Here is a 17,166-nt window from a genome sequence, read left to right as displayed (position 1 = left end):
TCCGGCCGCGCACGCGTACGGCCCGCCTCCGCGAGGGGCGGGCCGTACGGGATCGCGTCAGGTCGAGAACAGCATGTGGAAGACGCTGCCGTGGTGGGGGCGGTGGTGCCCGCCGTGGTGATGGTGGTGCACCGACGCCGCCGGCGCGCCCCACCCCGGTGCCGCGGCGGCGGGCGGCGGCGGGGCCGCGCGGTACTGCGACTCCATCTGGCTCAGGGCCTCCAGCTCGCCGTAGTCGAGGAAGATGCCCCGGCAGCTGTCACATTGCTCGATGTGGACGCCGCTGCGGGTGTAGGTCCGCATCACGCCACGACACTTAGGGCAGTGCATCGCCTTGTCGTCCTTCCGGTATGGATCCCCAGGTAGAGGCTAAATGTAGGGCAGGTTTCGCGCCACGTCATGCCGCGTCCCCCGCCGCGGATATTCTCACGCAGGCGTCGATCATCGCCTGCTCCGGCCCGTCCAGGGCTCGATCATCCCTCCCCGCCGATATGACGCACGTGGCGGCAATCTGGATCGCGAGACTTCGGGCGGGTATGTCCAGGCTGGTCCAGGGGTCACCTTGCGCGGGGACAGCCGGGCCGCCGGCCGCCGTGTAGGCGCCCAGGAACCGCTCCCACTCGTCCGGGTGCAGGACGCCTGCGGAGTAGAGCGCGGCGGGGCGGGCGAGGTCCCACGCCGGGTCGCCTCTGCCCAGGTCCTCGATGTCGATGAGCCGCCAGTGGCCGTCCCGGGCGCGGACCATCTGGCCCAGGTGCCAGTCCCCGTGGATGAGGCGCTCCGTGCACGCCGGTGGCTCGTCCTCCACGCCGCGTATCCAGCCGGGAAGGGTGACGAACGCGCGCTTCACCGCGTCTTCGGCGGGACCTTCGCCGAGCTGCGAGACGAGGCGCGCCACACGGGTCGGACGCCCCCACGACGGTGCTTCTGCCGGGACGCTCTCCGCGTGTAGCGCCGCCAGAAGCCGGGCGCCTTCCTCCCAGGGGAGTTCCTGGCTCGGGTCGACCGGGTCGCCGTAGGCGGCGATCGTGACCGTCCGGCCGTCCACGGTTAGGGGCGCCCCCATCGGCCCCAGGAGAATGCCAGGGAGCGTGGCCGCCAGCCGGATCCGCTCCAGGAACGGGGCACCGTGCTCTCGGTCGGCCTGATGCGCCTTCACCACGACCTCACCGACGCGCACTACGAGAACGCCGTGCCGGTCGTACAACGTCTCCGGTGGCGCGCTGTCGGATGCTGCGGCGGCGGGGGCCGAAGCGCGCCCGATCTCAACGAGCCGGGGGAAGAGCCCGGATTGGACGGTCTCGGTCTGCACCCGCCCAGTCAACCACTCTGCGCCGCGCCGCTCTGCCCTTGCGCGGAGGCGGCGAACTCGTCCCGCAGCCGCTGCCGGACGACCTTTCCCAGCAGATTCCTGGGCAGTTCCGTGCGCGGCAGGAACTCCGACGGAACCTTGTAGTGCGACAGATAGCGTTTGCAGTGCCGCCGCAGCTCGTCTGAGGAGAAAAGGTAGGCGGGGTGCTCCACCACGTGCGCGATGATGCGCTCCCCGCGCCGGGCGTCCGGCACGCCGACCACGGCGCAGTCGTAGACGGCGGGATGGCGGCGCAGCACCTTCTCCACCTCGGTCGGGAACACGGTGAAGCCGCTCACCTTCATCATGTCCCGCATGCGCTCCAGGATGGTGATGAAACCGTCCTCGTCCATGACGGCGATGTCACCGGTGCGCAGCCAGCCCTTCGACAGGGTCTGCGCGGTCGCGAGCGGGGCGTTCCAGTAGCCGGCGAAGACCTGCGGGCCGCGCACGACCAGCTCGCCCGGCTCGCCGGGCGGCAGCACCCGTGTCGGTTCGTCCTCGGCGACCACGACGGCGTCGGTCATCGGCAGCGGGAGCCCGACCGTCAGGTTGCGGGCGGTGCCGTCGAGGGGGTTGCCGGTGACGGCCGGGGACGCCTCGGTGAGCCCGTAGCAGTTGATCAGGCCCTGCGCGCCGGTCCGCTCCAGCCGGTCGATCGTGCGCTGCGTCAGGCCCATCGCGCCGGAGATGAAGATGCGCAGCGACCGCAGGTCCGCCGGCCGGAACCGGGGGCTGTCGAGCACCTGCTCGTACAGCGTCGGCACGCCCGGGAAGATCGTCGGCCGGTACTTGCGGATCGCGCGCACCACCCGGTCGCCGTCGTAGCGCGGCAGCAGCACCACCGCGCCCGCCGTCATCACCGGCGCGACCAGGCAGCTCATCAGCCCGAACGAGTGGAACAGCGGCAGCACCGCCAGCGTCACGTCCGCGCCGGGGCGCCCGCCGAGGTCCCACGCGTGCTGCTGGCAGGCGTTCGCGACGAGGTTGCGGTGCGTCAGCATCGCGCCCTTCGGACGGCCCTCCGTCCCGCCGGTGTACTGGATCGCCGCCAGGTGCCGCGCCGGGTCCAGGGGCAGCTGCCGGACGTGTCGCCGCGGCGGCCGCTGCAGCTCCCGGAACGCGACGACGCCCGGATCGTCCGGCACGTCCGCCGTGATGGCCGCGCGGCGCCGCTGCATCTGCACCAGCGGCAGCCGCAGCGCGGGCCGCCGGGGCGCGGGCAGGAAGTCGACGAGGGACGTCACGACGATGTGGTCGAGCCGCAGCCGGGACCGCACGGCCCGCACCGTCGCGAAGGACCGGTCCAGCACGACGGCGACCCGCGCGCCGCAGTCGGCGAGCTGCCGCAGCATCTCCTCCTCGGTGTACAGCGGGTTGTGCTGGACGGCGATGGCGCCGCGGCGCAGCACCCCGTAGAACGCGATGACCATCTGCGGGCAGTTCGGCAGGATCAGCGCCACCCGGTCGCCGGGCTGCACGCCGAGCCGGTGCAGGCCGTCGGCGAACCGGTCCACCGCCTCGCGCAGCTCCCGGTAGCAGAGCCGCCGGCCGAAGAAGATCAGGGCGGGCTTGCGCGGGTACCGGTCCGCGGCATCGTCGAGGAAGCGTGTGACGGGGATGTCCGGGATATCGAGTTCACCGGGGACACCGGCCGGATACCTCCGTCGCCAGGGCATGGAACGCAGTGACGAGTGCCACATAGCGCACGATTCAACCATTTCTCCGGCGTCCGCGCGGGACGGGCTACCGGGTCCAGCCGTCGGAGGCGGTGACCGTCCGGGCGCCCGGGACCGGCGGCTCGACGGCGCGCCCCTCGAAGGCGGTCGACAGGACGATGTGCGAGTTCATCTCGCCGTGCTCGCCGAGCCGCTCCAGCAGCCCCTCCAGATGCGGCATCGACCCGACCCGCACCTTGAGCATCGAGCACCAGCTGCCGCTCAGCTTGTGCACCTCGGTGACCTCCGGCAGGTCCTCCGCGGCGGTCGTCTTCAGCAGGCAGCGGCCGAGGGCGCAGCGCATCTGCACGAACGCCGTGAGCGGCTGCCCGACCCGCGCCGGGTCGACCCGCGCCGCGTACCCGGTGATCACGCCGGACTCCTCCAGCCGCCGCACCCGCTCCGCGACCGCCGGGGCGGAGAGGTTGACCAGCCCCGCCAGCCGGTTGAACGACAGGCGCCCGTCCCGCTGCAACTCGGCGAGGATCCGCCAGTCGGTCTGGTCCAGTTCCCGGTCCATGTGCAAAGCCCTTCCGCCGAAACTCCTCACAAACTAGAAGCGGAAGCCGCCGATCACCAGCGATCGCCCATTCTCCTGAGAGATCGGCCTTCATAGCGTTACGGGATGGCGAAACGCACCGGACCGATGGCGGCCCTCTGCTCGGGCACCGCCCTGATGAACGCCTCCATGGCGGTGGCGAGCGCCACGGGCACCCTCGTCGCCGGCGACCGGCTCGGCACCGGCTGGGGCGGCGTCCCCGGCACCGCCGGCATCGTCGGGACGGGCATCGGCGCGCTCCTGCTGACCCGGCTGACCCGCCGGCTCGGCCGCCGCGCCGCCTTCGTCCTCGGCTACGCCGCCGCGGCGGCCGGCGCCTGCCTGGCCGCCGCCGCGGTCGCCGGCGGCGACATCGCCGGGCTGTGCGCCGGCATGCTCCTGCTCGGCCTCGGCAACGCGGGCGCCCAGCTGTCCCGCTACGCGGCCGCCGACCAGTACCCGGCCGGGCGGCGCGGCTTCGCCATCGGGCTCGTCGTGTGGTCGGCCGCCGCCGGCGCCGTCGGCGGCCCGCTGCTGCTCGACCCGTCCGGCGCCCTCGCCGGCGGCGCCGGGCTTCCCGCGCTGACCGGCCCGTTCCTCCTCGCCGTCCTCACCTGCGGGGTCGCCGCCGCCGCCGCGACCGGCATCCCGCGCGGACGGCCGGGCGGCCCCGCGCGTCCGGTGCCGTTGCGCGGGCTGATCCGGACCCCGGCCGCGCGGTCCGCGCTGACGGCGATGGTGACGGCGCAGGTCGTGATGGTCGCCGTCATGACCGCGGCCCCGCTCGACATGCACATGCACGGCGACGGCCTGGACGCCGTCGGGATGACCCTGTCCGCGCACACGCTGGGGATGTTCGCGCTGTCACCCGTGACGGGCCGCCTGTTCGACCGCTTCGGCGCCCGTCCCGTGATCATCGGCGGGCTGCTCACCCTGGCGCTGTCCACCGCGCTCGCGGCCGTCGCGACCGGCTCCGTGGGACGTCCCGCGGCGCTGTTCCTGCTCGGCTACGGCTGGAACCTGTGCTTCGTCGGCGGCAGCGGCCGACTCGCCCGCGACCTCCCCGAGGCGGACCGCCCGCACGTCGAGGGCGCCGTCGACGCCGCCGTCTGGACCATCGCCGCCGCCGCGAGCCTGGCCTCCACCGCCGTCCTGTCGGCCGGCGGCTACGCCGTCCTGGCCTGGGCGTCCTGCGCGGCGGCCCTGCTCATCACCCTCGCCCAGCTGCGGCGCTAGCTCAGATGCGGCCCGTGCCGTGGCACACGTTGCATCGCTCGTGGGTGGCGGTGCTGGTCCCGGTCCCGTTGCAGCCGGGGCACGACCGCGTCGCCGGCTTGTTGTGCTTGCCCACGTCCACCACCTCCCCGGCGCTCATCCTAGAGGGTCGGGCCCGCCGGACGCCGTCCCCGACCATCAGTTCGAGTGGGGGCCCGCCGGAGGTTCACCGGACGGCCCAGTGCCCGCCCGTCCCCGGCGCTTGTACGCTGTCCTCACGAGCGCCGACCTCCCGACTTGGCGCACCGAGTAAGGAGAACGCGCGGGTTGGTGCCGCTGCCGCTGTCCACCGTGATCCGGCCCTACGACTGGGGGTCGCGCACCGCGTTGCCGGAGCTGCTCGGTACCGAGCCGACCGGGCGCCCGCAGGCCGAACTGTGGGCGGGCGCGCATCCGGCCGCCCCCTCGTCGGTGGACGGGACGCCGCTCAACGTCCTCATCGAACGCGACCCGGCCGGGATGCTCGGCGCGCCCTCGCTGGCCCGCTTCGGCCCGACACTGCCCTACCTGCTCAAGGTGCTGGCGGTCGAGAAACCGCTCTCCCTCCAGGTGCACCCCACCACCGCGCAGGCGGAGGCGGGCTTCGCCGCCGAAGAGGCGCGCGGCATCCCGATCGGCGACCCCGCCCGCACCTACAAGGACCCTTTCCACAAGCCCGAGATGGTCTGCGCCCTCACCGACTTCCACGGCCTCTGCGGCTTCCGCGAGCCGACCGCGACGGCGGCCCTCCTCGACGGCCTCGCCGTCCCCGCCCTGCGCCCCTGGGCGGAGACGCTCCGCACTGAACCGCCCGCCCAGGCCCTCCGCACCGTCCTCACCGAGATGCTGGACGCGGGCTCCGCCCCGGCCCTCGCAGCGGTCGAACCCGCCCTCACCGGCGTCTACGCCGACATCGCCCGCGCCCACCCCGGCGACCCCGGCGTCCTCGCCGCGCTCCTGCTCAACCACGTCGAGCTGAAGCCCGGCGAGGCCCTCTTCCTCGACGCCGGAGTCCCGCACTCCTACCTGGGAGGCCTCGCGATCGAGGTCATGGCGAACTCCGACAACGTCCTGCGCTGCGGCCTCACCGGCAAGCACGTGGACGTCCCCGAACTGATGCGCGTCGTCGAGTTCGCGCCGTCCGCCCCGGCCAGGGTCGAGCCCGCCGGCGACCGCTACCGCCCCGGCGCCGACGAGTTCACCCTCGTCCGCCACGACCTCGCCGCCCCGGCCGACCTGCCCACCGGCCTGCCCCAGACCCTCCTCTGCCTCGAAGGCGAAGCGACGCTCACCACCACCCGCGCCCTGACCCTCGCCCGCGGCGAGGCCGCGTTCGTCCCCGCCGCCGCCCCCGCCGTCCACCTCACCGGAAAAGGCACGCTCTACCGCGTCCTCCCGGGGATCGGCTCATGACCGTCCTCGCCCTCGACATCGGCGGCACCAAGTTCGCCGTCGCCCGCGTCGACCCCTCCGGAACGCTCCTCGACCGCGCCGAGCACCCCGTCGGCCAGTCGCCCACCGCCACCCTCCGCGGCCTCGTCGCCGACTTCGCCGACCCGTCCGTCACCGGCGTCGGCATCGGCTCGGCGGGCCCGATCGACACCGCCGCCGGCACCGTCAGCCCCATCAACATCCCGCGCTGGCGCGGCTACCCCCTCGTCGCCGCCGTCCAGCGCCTCGTCCCCGGCGTCCCGGTCTCCCTCGCGGGCGACGCCCAGTGCATGGCCCTCGGCGAATGGTGGCGCGGCGGCCACGGCGCCCCGTCCCTGCTCGGCATCGTCGTGTCGACCGGCGTCGGCGGCGGCCTCATCCTCGACGGCCGCCCTTGGACGGGCCGCACCGGCAACGCCGGCCACATCGGCCACGTCCTCGTCGACGACCAGGGCGAACCCTGCGTGTGCGGCGCCCGCGGCTGCCTGGAGACGGTCGCCGGCGGCCCCAGCATGGTCCGCTGGGCGCTCGCCCAGGGCTGGACCCTCGCGACCGGCCGCCCCGACGCCAAGGCCCTCGCCACCGCCGCCCGCGACGGCGCCCGCGTCCCCCTCGCCGCCTTCCAGCGCGCCGCCGCCGCCCTCGCCACCGCCATCCTCGGCACCGCCGCCGTCCTGGACGTCCGCGACGTCGTCATCGGCGGCGGCGTCGCCGCCTCCGGCGACCTCCTCCTCGACCCCCTCCGCAAGGCCCTCGCCGAACACGCCGGCATGCCCCACCTCCGCGACCTGAATGTCACCGCCACCACCCTCGACCGAGACGCCGGCCTCTACGGCGCCGCCGCCCTCGCCCTCCTGTCCTCCAACACCCCCCTCCAGCCAACCCCCCAAACCCCACCCTCAACGCTTCCTTAACGCGGGCATAAGGGGCGGGCGGTTGGGGTGGTGGGGTGCGAGGTTCGTGGCGTGGCACTGCGAATGGGCAAGAACACCGGTTCGGCCGGCCCCGGTACGGCGGGGCGGCGGGTGCGCCCTGCGGTGGTCGCCCGGGCCTTCCAGGCGCTGCCGTCGGCGCATCGCGAGATCCTCACCGAGACGGTCTTCCGGGACCGGTCGGTCAACGAGGCCGCCGCCTCGCTGGGGGTGCCGGTCGACGTGGTCAAGGTTCGCGTCTACCACGCGCTCCGTGCGTTGAGCGCGGCGCTGGACGCGACCAGATCCGCCGTTTGACGGCGGTTAAATGGGTTGCCGGGCGGGAATCGCCGCGGCAGCATGGGTGTTGCACCGAACGAGACCAGGAGGAGCGGGAAATGCGTCGCCATCGAATGCACAGCAGCCTTTCCGGTCTCGGGAGCCGCCGAGGGACGTGACCCGTTCCGACGTTGACCGCCCGCAGGCCGCGGGCGGTCTTTTTGTTTTCCCGGAGGGTTGGCCGAGTGGGAAGGCAGCGGCTTGCTAAGCCGTGGTCAGGGGCGACCCTGCGCGAGTTCGAGTCTCGCACCCTCCGCGCCAGGTGAGGATGCTGGTGTGTCCGGCGGATTCATATCCCGCTGCAGGCAGGTTCGATTCCTGCACCTGGTACGTAACAACACGTCTCCGTGGCGCAGTGGAGAGCGCGCCGGGTTGCGGACCCGGAGGTCGCAGGTTCGATTCCTGCCGGAGACACGGCCTTCGTGGTGTAGTGGTCTGCACGCCAGGTTGTGGTCCTGGAGGTGTCGGTTCGATCCCGATCGGGGGCCCTTCGCCTTTTGCATGTGCTGCTCCTTTCCGAGCGGGCGGTCAATCGCCGTCCTGAGGGGCGAGTTGCTGCTCGAGGTAGGTGATCAGCGCGCGGGCGGTGGGCTGCTCCCACAGCAGGGTCGGGGGGAGTTCGACGCCGTAGGAGCGGGTCAGCCGGGCGCGGAGTCGGACGGTCATGACCGAGTCCAGCCCCATCTCGGCCAGCGGCCGTCGCTGGTCGATCTCGGCGGGATCCATTTTCAGTTCGGCGGCGATCTGGGCGCAGACGTCGGCGGGCAGGTCCTCCGAGCGGACGGGTGCGGAGGTCGTTTCGGGAATGTCGTCGGTGACGGGCAACTGGCTCAGGACCACCGCGGGCGCGGGCGTGGGGATCACGCGTGCGATGGCGAGGTGGGAGGAGTCGAGGCGCTCGGCCAGGCGCCAGGCCTCGAACGCCTCCGTGGCCGAGATCGCGTCGAGGCCGCGCGCGTTGGCCTCGGCCAGGCCGGCGCTGTTGGACTCCGACATTCCCATGTCTCGCCAGGTCATCCAGCCCAGGCTGATCGCGTCGGGGCGGTGGGTCGCCAGGGCGTCGAGGAAGGAGTTGGCGGCGGCGTAGGCGGCCTGGCCCGTGATGCGGGTGTACTGCCCGCTGGAGGAGAACAGGCAGAAGAAGTCCAGGGTGCCGGGCGGGAAGAGGTCGTGCAGAACCATCGCTCCGTCGGCCTTGGGCCGCATGACCTCGGCGAGGGCGGACTCGTCGAGATCGATGAGCCGGGTGTCCCGGACGACGCCGGCGGCGTGCACGATGCCGCGCACCGGCGGCATGTCCAGTGCGGCGGGGTCGAGCGCGGCGGCGGCCTGGTCGGCATCGGCGATGTCGCAGGCGACCACGCGGACCATCACGCCGAGTGCCTCCAGCGCGCGTACCGAGTCGATCCGCCGCAGGACGGCGGCGTCGGTGACCGCGTCCCATTCGCGGCGGGGCGGCAGTCCCCGGCGGCCGAGGAGCACCAGCCGGCGGGCGCCGCGGCCGGCGAGCCAGTGGGCGACCTCCAGGCCGAGCGCGCCCAGGCCACCGGTGATCAGGTAGGTGGAGTCGGGACGGTAGACGGTGGCGGGCCGGCTCGGGTTCCGCTGGACCGGGGCCAGGCGAGCGGTGCGGACGGCGTCGGGCGTCAGGGCGATGACGTCCTGGTCCGCGCCGGTGCGGAGCACGTCGAGGAGCCGCTCGCCGGTGGGCTCGCCTTCGACGTCGATGATGCCGCCCCAGATGTCGGGGTGCTCGCCGGCGATGATGCGGGCCATCCCGGGGACGGACGCGTGCGCCAGTTCGCGGCCGTCGCGCACGCCGCGGGTGAGGGACCACAGCGCCACCGGGCAGGGCAGCCCGTGCAGTTCCTGCGCGGTGCGGGCGAGGGCCAGAGCGTTGCGCCGGGCCGCGGCGTGCGGGGACTCGCCGGGGTCGGGCGGTGCCGCGGGCACCAGCACGGTGCCCGGGCGCAGGGCGACCGCCTCCTGCGGCGTCTCCGCGTGCAGGCAGTCCACGCCGGCCCGGGCCAGCCAGTCGCGGTCGGCCGGGTGCGCGCCGACCACGACGATGGGGATGAGAATCTCTTGGAACGTTCCATAATCAAGTGGCACCCAGGTGAGCTCATGGACGAGCCGCTGCGGCGGGGCGAACGCGCCGGGCGGGCCGTCGAGCAGGTCGAAGCGCAGGCCGCCGATACGGGCGAGGACGCGGGTGCTCTCGTCGGCGATGGAGACATCGATCCGGTCGCCGTTGAGGCGCGCGTGGACGAGGGCGCGGTGGGGCGGCTCGCCCTCGACACCGGCCGCGGCGATGTGCGCCGGCATCCGCAGCGATTCGTCGTCGGGCAGCAGCAGCGGAGTCATGGTCAGGGCGCCGTCCAGCAGCGGTGCCCAGCTCGAGCCCGCCGGCGCGGTGAGGGTGGCGATGAGCTCACCGTCGCCCCGGTGCAGTTCCTCGACGGTCCAGCTGAATCCGTAGCCGCCGATTCCGCGGCGGCGGAAGAGTTCCTCGATCCTGTCCCACGGCCACTGCTCGGCGCACCTCGCCCGCAGCGCCTCGGGATCGTCCGGCCAGTCCGCCGGGGCCTCGTGCGGGACGACGGTCGCGGTCGTGTGGGTGATCCAGCCCTTCTCGTCGCCGCCCGAGTCCTCGGTCAGCCGGGTGCACAGCCGCAGGTGGTCGTCCTGCTGGATCACCTGGACGGCGCGGGGCGCGGTGACGGCCACCGGGATCCGCAGGTCGACGTCCGCGAGCGCCGCGCCTCCCGCGGTGAAGAAGGTGTTGAGCAGCACGGCCGCCGGGACGATCTCGATGTCGTGCACCGGGTGGCTGTCCGGGTAGGGGCGGCGGTCGTAGTCGAGGTGGGTCTGCCACAGCCGCGTCGGCGAACTGCCGTTCACCGTCGTCCGCGCACCGAGCAGGGTGTGGCCGGCGGGGTCGTGGCCGCCGCCCTGCGCCGCGCGGCCGGTCACCGCCGGCCAGAACGGCCGCCGCTGCCAGGCCATGGTCGGCAGGTCCAGCAGCGGGCCGTCGGGGTACAGCGCCGACCAGTCGATCCGGGCGCCCCGGCAGTGCAGCTCGCCGAGGCTGCCCAGCAGCGTTTCGAGCTCGGGGCGGCCGCGGCGGAGGCTGCACACCGCGGCGCCCTCCTCGACGTCGAGGTCCTCCAGGATCTCGCTGATGGAATGGCTCACCACGGGGTGGCTGGACACCTCCACGAACAGCCGGTGCCCGTCGGCGACGGCCGCCTCGATCGCGTCGGCGAAGCGGACGGGTTCACGCAGCATCGCCGTCCAGTAGGCGTCGTCCCGGTCGGCGGCCGAGCGCGGGTCCTCGGTCACCGAGCTGTACATCGGGACCGCGGGCGGCGCGCAGTCGAGCTCTCGGGCGGCGGCCCGGACGTCGTCGATCAGGGGTCCCATGTACGGGCTGTGGAAGGGGATGTCCGTTCCCACGTGCCGGACGGTGATCCCCTCCTCGGCGCACTCGGCCTCCATCGTGCGCAGGGCCTCGGCGCTTCCGGAGACCACCGACCAGTTGGGGGCGGCGTTGACGGCCGCGACCAGGTCGTCGCGGTCGATCAGGCGCTTGCTCGCCTGTTCGAAGGGCAGCGCGACCATGGCCATGCCGCCGTGCCCGGCGGCGCGCCGGACCACCTGCGACCGGCGGCAGGCGAACCGCGCGGCCTGCGTCCGGTCCAGGGCGCCGGCCACCACCGCGGCCGCGATCTCGCCGACGGAGTGCCCGACGATCGCGCCGGGACGCAGCCCGCGCGTCCGCCACAGGTCGGCCAGGGCGACCTGCATGGCGAAGGTGATGGCCTGCACGCGGGCGGCGGAGGACCAGTCCCCCTCCATGATCGCCTCGCGAGCCGAGTAGCCGAGCTCCTCCCGGTACACCGGTTCCAGCTCGTCGATCGCGGCGGCGAACACCGGCTCCTCGGCCAGCAGTTCGCGGCCCATGCCGTCCCATTGGGCGCCGTGCCCCGAGAACACCCAGACGGGGTCGACCTGGGCGTCCTGGCTGAGCGCGCGGAACGGTTCCGGAGCGCCCAGCCGTTCCGCGAGCTGCGCGGTGCCGGCGGCCACGACCGTCGAGCGGTAGGCCAGATGGGACCGGTGCCGGGCGAGGGTACGGCCGATCGAGGCCGCCGGGGTGTCGGGATGGGCGGCGATCCAGTCGGCCAGCCGGGCGGCCTGGGCCTGCACGCCCGCCTCCGACATCGACGACAGCGGGAAGACATGGGGGCCGGCGGCGGCCTCGTCGGCCGCGCGGGGCGCGGCGGACGGGGAACCGGAGGACCGGGCGCCCGAACGACGGGTTCTCGGGGGCGGGACGCTGGAGGGCGGGGCCTGCTCCAGGATCACGTGGGCGATGGTGCCGCCGACCCCGAAGCTGGACACCGCCGCCCGCGCGGGACCGTCCTCGTCGGGCCACGGGGTCAGCGCGGGCACCACCTTCAGGCCGCACCGGTCCCAATCCACGGAGCCGGACGGCTCGCTGTGCAGGCTCGCCGCTATCTCCCGGTGCCGCAGGCACAGCACTGCCTTGATGACCCCGGCGATCCCCGCGGCGGCCTCCAGGTGGCCGATGTTCGGCTTGACCGAACCGATCAGGCAGGGCCGCTCCGCCGGACGGCCGGTCCCGAAGAAGGCGGCCAGCGCGTTCGCCTCGACCGGGTCGCCCGCGGGCGTCCCGGTGCCGTGCGTCTCGACGTAGCCGACACTGGCCGGGGAGACGCCGCTCCGCTCGTACACGTGACGCAGCATGCGCTCCTGGGCGGCGCCGTTGGGCGCCATCATGTCCTCGCCGGTCCCGTCGTGGAAGACGCCTCCGCCGCGGACGAGCGCGAGCACCGGGTCACCGTCGCGCTGCGCGTCGGTGAGGCGTTTGAGGATCACCACGCCGACGCCCTCGCCGCGCCCGTACCCGTCGGCGGCGGCGTCGAAGCTCTTGCTCCGGCCGTCGGCGGCGGTGGCGCCGGCCGCGTTCAGGACGATCTGGATGCCGGGAGCGGCCATCACGTTGGCGCCGCCGGTGACGGCCAGGTCGACCTCCCCCCGCCACAGGTGCTGGCATGCCATGTGCAGGGCGGTGAGCGAACCGGCGCAGGCGGTGTCGACGGCCAGGCTCGACCCGTGCAGGTCCAGCGCGTGGGACAGCCGGTTGGCCAGGCCGAACATGTAGGTCCCGTTGAGCGCCCAGGCCTCCAGCCGGGGCAGGTCCTCCATCAGCCGGTCGCCGTAGTCGTGGGAGTTGCCCGCCATGAAGACCCCGGTGTCGGTGCCCCGCAGCGACCGCGGCGGGATGCCGGCGCGTTCCAGGGCCTCCCAGCAGGTCTCCAGGAGCATCCGCTGCTGCGGGTCGATCGACAGCGCCTCGCGTGGCGAGATGCCGAAGAAGGCGGCGTCGAAACCGGCGATGTCGGCGAGGTAGCCCGCCGGGCGCAGCGTGCGGCGCACGGCGGCGGCGGTCTCGGGGTCGCCGGCGACGTAGGGCGCCCAGCGTTCGGGCGGGGCTTCCCCGATCCCGTCGCGGCCCTCGGCCAGCAGCGTCCACGACGCCGGCGGCGCCGACGTCGCTCCCGGCCAGGTCGGAGAGCTCCTCACCCGCGGCCCGTACACGCTGCGCGGCTACTACCGCGCCGCCGAGCACAACGCCCGTTCCTTCACCGGCGACGGCTTCTACCGCACCGGCGACCTGGTGCGCGTCCTGCCCTCGGGGCACGTCGTCGTGGAGGGGAGGAAGAAGGACCAGATCAACCGGGGCGCCGAGAAGGTGGCGGCCCCCGAGGTGGAGAAACACCTCCTCACGCACCCGGCGGTGCTCGACGCCGCCGTGGTCGGCCTTCCCGACCCGATCACGGGGGAGCGGAGCTGCGCGGTCCTCATCCTGCGTCCCACCCATGCGGACAAGGCGCCGACGCTGCGCGACATCAGGAACTTCCTGCGCGACCGCGGGCTGGCCTCCTACAAGTACCCCGACCAGATGGAGCGGGTCGAAATGCTTCCCCGCACCGCCGTCGGAAAGGTCGACAAAGCACAACTGACCGCGCGGTTCTCCTAGCCTTCGGCGAGCGGCGTACTTTGACCGCCCGCTGCCCCCCGCCTGACCTTCGTCGCTCTGGGAAGTATTAGCATCACGGAGAGTGACAATGGGGCATGGCTTCAGGAAAGGGGACAAGAATGCGACTGCCATCTTCACGCCGTGTGCCGCCCGGAACGGTGCCGCTCAACCCCGTTGACAAGGTCCTCAAGTACGTGGACGAACATGAGGACATCTCCATGGCCACCGGTGGAATCCTCGTGGTGAAGGGTGCCGCTCCCGACCTGGCCGCGCTGCGGGACCATGTCGGGAACCGGCTGAACCAGGCTCCCGTCCTGACGTTCCGGCTGGACAGGGCCCATGGGGGGTGGAGGCGGCAGGACCCCGGCGTCGACCTCCGGCACCACGTCGGCGAACGGGTGCTGGAGCCCGGCGACGACCCGATGGCCGCGATCTTCGATCTGCCGGACCTGTCTCTCAGGCGTCCGCTGTGGGACCTCACCCTCCTGCGCGGACACGAACCCGACGAGTACCTGGTCTGCTACCGGACCCACCACATGTTCCAGGACGGCTCGTCCCTGTTCGCGACGATCGAAGCCTTGTTCGGCCGCCGGCGGCTGCCCCTGCCCTCCGTGCCGGGCCCGGACGGCGGCGGCCCGCTCCGCGGGCGCGGACGGCGTGCGGGCGCGCGGGAGTCCGCGGCCCGCGCTTCACGAATGGTCAAGTCGGTCCTGACCGATCCGGGGTTCCCGCTGCGGCGCCGCACCCCGTGGCTGCCCAACCGGCAACCGTTCACCGGGGAATGCCTCCTTCGTGCCATCGACCTGGACATCAGGCAGCTGCAGGACGTCGCCCGGGCCGCCGAGGCCACCGTCAACCAGGTGTGCCTGGCGACCCTCACCGGCGCGTTCCGCATGTGGACCCCGCGGGAATGGCAGGCGCCGCACGGCCGGCGGGACCTCACCATCTGGGTCCCGGTCAACCTCCGGCCGCCCGACCGCGCCGGAGCCCTGAGCAATTCCGTGGGCGTGCTCCCGGTGACGCTGGCGTGCGGCCGATCCTCTCCCCGCGAGCATCTGGGCCAGGTCATGGAGCAGACCAGTGGGCAGCGGATCCAGGCCTACCGCGACCGCGGGCGGGCGCTCGCGGGCATTCCCTCCCCGGTGGCCAGGAGGATCATCTATCGCTACCTTGATCCCGGCCTCATCAACGCATGCGTCTCGACGCTCCGGGTGGCGCCGCGGCTGTCCGTTCTCGGCGACCCCGTGCGCACCGTGCTCGCGATCCCGGCGATGACGCCGATCCAGCGCCTCATCGTGGCGATCGTCCAGTACGAGACCTCGGTGACCGTCTGCATGCTCGCCGAGAAGTCCCTCGCCGCCGATGACTCTCCCACGACTCCCGATCACCTGGGAAAGCTCTGCGGTGAAGCCTTGGCCGACCTGCACAGGGCCTACACCTGACCAAGGAATAGACCTGACCAAGGAATACACCTGGCCAAGGAAGGCGGACGAGCCGATGGACAAGGTGGAGACCGCGTTCATGAACAGCCCCGTGCGGCGGGCGATGCAACGCCGGCTCGCGCTGCCGCTGATGCGGCGGTTCGGCGGCCCGCTCCCCGAGGGGGGCCGGGTGCTGGAGATCGGATGCGGGTCCGGCTACGGGTCCCAGCTCCTGCTGGAAGAGTGGGGAGCGGGCCACGTGGACGCCGTCGACCTGGATCCGGCGATGGTGCGGCGGGCCCGGCGGCGGCTGGCGCCCCACCGCGGCCGGGTGCGGGTCGGGATCGCCGACGTCACCGACCTCAGCGCCCTGGTACCCGCGGACGGAGAGTACGACGCGGTCGTCGACTTCGGCATCCTGCACCATGTCCCCGACTGGCAGGCGGCCGTGCGGGAAGTGGCCCGCGTCCTCAGACCGGGCGGCACGTTCTACTTCGAGGAGCTCACCAAGCAGGGGCTCGACCGGCCGCACCTGCGGCACAACCGCTCCCATCCCACCGAGAACCGCTTCACCGGCTCCCAGCTCGTCGAAGAGATCGATGCCCAGGGCTTGACGGTGCTGGGTCATCGCGACCCGTTCTTCGGGGACATGATCTACGGCGGATCCCGGCGGGACGGCTGACGGGAGTACGGGCCCGCGGACCCTCAGACGGCCGAGAGATGGACGGGCAGCCCGTCCTTCGGCACGAGGGAGGTCATGCGGATCGGCCACCGGCCGTTCGCGGGAATGCTCCAGCGGTGGTTGAGCAGGATCTGGTGCAGGATGCTTTTGAAATGCATGTCCGCGAAGTGCGAGCCGATGCATTTATGGGCACCGCCGCCGAAGGGCGTCAAAGCGTACTTGTGCACCCGGTCCTCGTAGCGCGGTGCGGAAAAGCGGTCGGGATCGAACCGTTCCGGGTCGGTCCAGTACGCGGGCATGCGGTGATTGGTGAGCGGGGGTACGATCACCAGCGATCCGGACGGAATGTAATGGCCGAGGATCTGGGTGTCCCTGATGGCCCGGCGAGGCAGCATTGAGGGCGACGTCACCAGCCGGAGCGCCTCCTTCATCACCAGTCCGGCAGCGGGAAGCGATTCCAGGTCGTCGAACTCCAGGGTGGGTTTGCCGAGCGCCAGCGACTCCTCCCGCAGCCGCTCCTGCCACGCCGGGGACGCGCCGAGGTGATAGGCCGCCATGGCGAGCGTGGTGGCGGTGGCGTCGTGCGCCGCCTGCAACATGAAGATCATGTGGTTGACGACGTCCTCGTCGGTGAACGCGCGCCCGTCGTCGGTCTCGGCCCGGGAGAGCATGGCGAACAGGTCGTCGCCTCCGCCGCGGCGCTTGGCGGCCAGGTGCCGGCGCATGTACTCCTCCAGTCTCCCGCGAGCCTGGAGGCCCTTGTGCCACCGCAGCCCCGGCACCGGAAACCGCACGATGGCCCCGCCGGCGGCGATGGTCTCGTTGAGGGCCCTGATGACCCGGACGGCTTCGGGCCGCTCCACCCGGACGCCCATGAAGACGTCGAGGACGCAGGTGAGCGCGAGCACCTTGAGGTGGTCGTGCATCCGGAAGCCGCGGCCGTGCTCCCACGCCTGGACGTCGCGTCTGATGCCGGGTGCCAGCGCGCTCGTGTACGAGCGCAGCCGGTCGCGGGTGAACGCCCGCTGCATGATCCGCCGGTGCTGGAGATGCTCCTCGAAGTCCAGGCGGGTGAGGCCGCGGCGGAAGAACGGGCCCAGGAACTCCTGCCAGGCGGGCCCGTGGGCGAAGACCCCTTCGCGGTCGACCAGGACCGCCTCGGCGGCCTCCGGCCCGTGCACGACCACGGCCCGCCTGCCGAACAGCCATGTCCACGTGACCGGGCCGAACTCCCGGTACTGGTCGCGAGTGACCGCGAAGGGCCGCCGTATGAACCGCACGGTGTTCCCGACGAACGGAAGGCCGGGCTGCCCGCGCACCGGTTCGAGGCCGCTGCCTTCCGGTGGCGCAGCGAGAATCCTGACTGCCATGAGCCCTCCCCAGGGAACCTGGAGTCCATTTGTGCCGTGCTCGGCGCATCCCTTTTCCCTCATTCGCGATGAGGTGCTACGGAC

12 protein-coding genes, 4 tRNA genes and 1 pseudogene are annotated in these 17,166 nt (G+C 72.8%); 11 read left to right on the top strand and 6 right to left on the bottom strand.

What is annotated here, in order from left to right; all coding sequences use genetic code 11:
• Positions 1 to 57 precede the first annotated feature (57 nt).
• From HUT06_RS29995 to HUT06_RS29980, 4 genes are all read right to left on the bottom strand, one after another.
• Positions 58 to 330, bottom strand: coding sequence for a zf-TFIIB domain-containing protein (locus HUT06_RS29995; RefSeq protein ID WP_176198773.1), 273 nt, complete (start codon positions 328 to 330; stop codon positions 58 to 60).
• Between the two features lie 67 nt (positions 331 to 397).
• Positions 398 to 1,159 (bottom strand): phosphotransferase family protein, encoded by a 762-nt coding sequence (locus tag HUT06_RS29990; protein WP_217711521.1) that lies wholly within the window; start codon positions 1,157 to 1,159, stop codon positions 398 to 400.
• Between the two features lie 161 nt (positions 1,160 to 1,320).
• On the bottom strand, positions 1,321 to 3,030 hold the full coding sequence (locus HUT06_RS29985; protein ID WP_254715460.1) for an AMP-binding protein: 1,710 nt from the start codon (positions 3,028 to 3,030) through the stop codon (positions 1,321 to 1,323).
• A 67-nt stretch (positions 3,031 to 3,097) separates the two neighbouring features.
• Complete coding sequence (locus tag HUT06_RS29980) at positions 3,098 to 3,589, bottom strand: Lrp/AsnC family transcriptional regulator (protein ID WP_176198770.1); 492 nt, start codon at positions 3,587 to 3,589, stop codon at positions 3,098 to 3,100.
• Between the two features lie 105 nt (positions 3,590 to 3,694).
• Between HUT06_RS29980 and HUT06_RS29975 the strand changes: the two genes are divergently transcribed.
• From HUT06_RS29975 to HUT06_RS29940, 8 genes are all read left to right on the top strand, one after another.
• Positions 3,695 to 4,843, top strand: a complete 1,149-nt coding sequence (locus tag HUT06_RS29975) for an MFS transporter (protein ID WP_176198769.1) — start codon at positions 3,695 to 3,697, stop codon at positions 4,841 to 4,843.
• 309 nt (positions 4,844 to 5,152) lie between these two features.
• On the top strand, positions 5,153 to 6,274 hold the full coding sequence (manA, locus tag HUT06_RS29970) for a mannose-6-phosphate isomerase, class I (protein WP_368407041.1): 1,122 nt from the start codon (positions 5,153 to 5,155) through the stop codon (positions 6,272 to 6,274).
• Positions 6,271 to 7,206 (top strand): ROK family protein, encoded by a 936-nt coding sequence (locus HUT06_RS29965; protein WP_176198768.1) that lies wholly within the window; start codon positions 6,271 to 6,273, stop codon positions 7,204 to 7,206. The genes manA and HUT06_RS29965 overlap by 4 nt, the downstream gene beginning before the upstream one ends.
• Positions 7,207 to 7,257: 51 nt before the next feature.
• A complete protein-coding gene (locus HUT06_RS29960) occupies positions 7,258 to 7,521 on the top strand; it encodes a sigma factor-like helix-turn-helix DNA-binding protein (protein WP_254715459.1) in 264 nt (87 codons plus the stop codon).
• Positions 7,522 to 7,713: 192 nt separating this feature from the next.
• A tRNA-Ser gene (locus HUT06_RS29955) sits at positions 7,714 to 7,798 on the top strand.
• 1 nt (position 7,799) lies between these two features.
• Positions 7,800 to 7,872, top strand: a tRNA-Met gene (locus HUT06_RS29950).
• Between the two features lie 11 nt (positions 7,873 to 7,883).
• Positions 7,884 to 7,956 (top strand) — tRNA-Arg (locus HUT06_RS29945).
• 2 nt (positions 7,957 to 7,958) lie between these two features.
• Positions 7,959 to 8,030 (top strand) — tRNA-His (locus HUT06_RS29940).
• A 40-nt stretch (positions 8,031 to 8,070) separates the two neighbouring features.
• On the opposite strand, the gene HUT06_RS29935 is transcribed toward HUT06_RS29940, so the two are convergent.
• Positions 8,071 to 13,152, bottom strand: coding sequence for a type I polyketide synthase (locus tag HUT06_RS29935; RefSeq protein WP_217711520.1), 5,082 nt, complete (start codon positions 13,150 to 13,152; stop codon positions 8,071 to 8,073).
• Here HUT06_RS29935 and HUT06_RS29930 point away from each other — a divergent pair.
• The 3 genes and pseudogenes from HUT06_RS29930 to HUT06_RS29920 form a co-directional block, all read left to right on the top strand.
• Positions 13,130 to 13,609: pseudogene (locus tag HUT06_RS29930) on the top strand (2,3-dihydroxybenzoate-AMP ligase); the annotation flags it as partial. The gene HUT06_RS29935 and the pseudogene HUT06_RS29930 sit on opposite strands and share 23 nt — an antisense overlap.
• Before the next feature lie 143 nt (positions 13,610 to 13,752).
• A complete protein-coding gene (locus HUT06_RS29925; protein WP_176198766.1) occupies positions 13,753 to 15,051 on the top strand; it encodes a wax ester/triacylglycerol synthase domain-containing protein in 1,299 nt (432 codons plus the stop codon).
• Between the two features lie 55 nt (positions 15,052 to 15,106).
• Positions 15,107 to 15,712: a class I SAM-dependent methyltransferase gene (locus HUT06_RS29920; protein WP_176198765.1), complete on the top strand. Its 606-nt coding sequence runs from the start codon at positions 15,107 to 15,109 to the stop codon at positions 15,710 to 15,712.
• Positions 15,713 to 15,735: 23 nt separating this feature from the next.
• On the opposite strand, the gene HUT06_RS29915 is transcribed toward HUT06_RS29920, so the two are convergent.
• On the bottom strand, positions 15,736 to 17,082 hold the full coding sequence (locus tag HUT06_RS29915) for a cytochrome P450 (RefSeq protein ID WP_176198764.1): 1,347 nt from the start codon (positions 17,080 to 17,082) through the stop codon (positions 15,736 to 15,738).
• Positions 17,083 to 17,166 lie beyond the last annotated feature (84 nt).

This window comes from Actinomadura sp. NAK00032, assembly GCF_013364275.1.
GTDB lineage: Bacteria > Actinomycetota > Actinomycetes > Streptosporangiales > Streptosporangiaceae > Spirillospora.
Note: the sequence above shows the minus strand (reverse complement) of the source record. Positions and strands in the feature narration are given on the sequence as shown.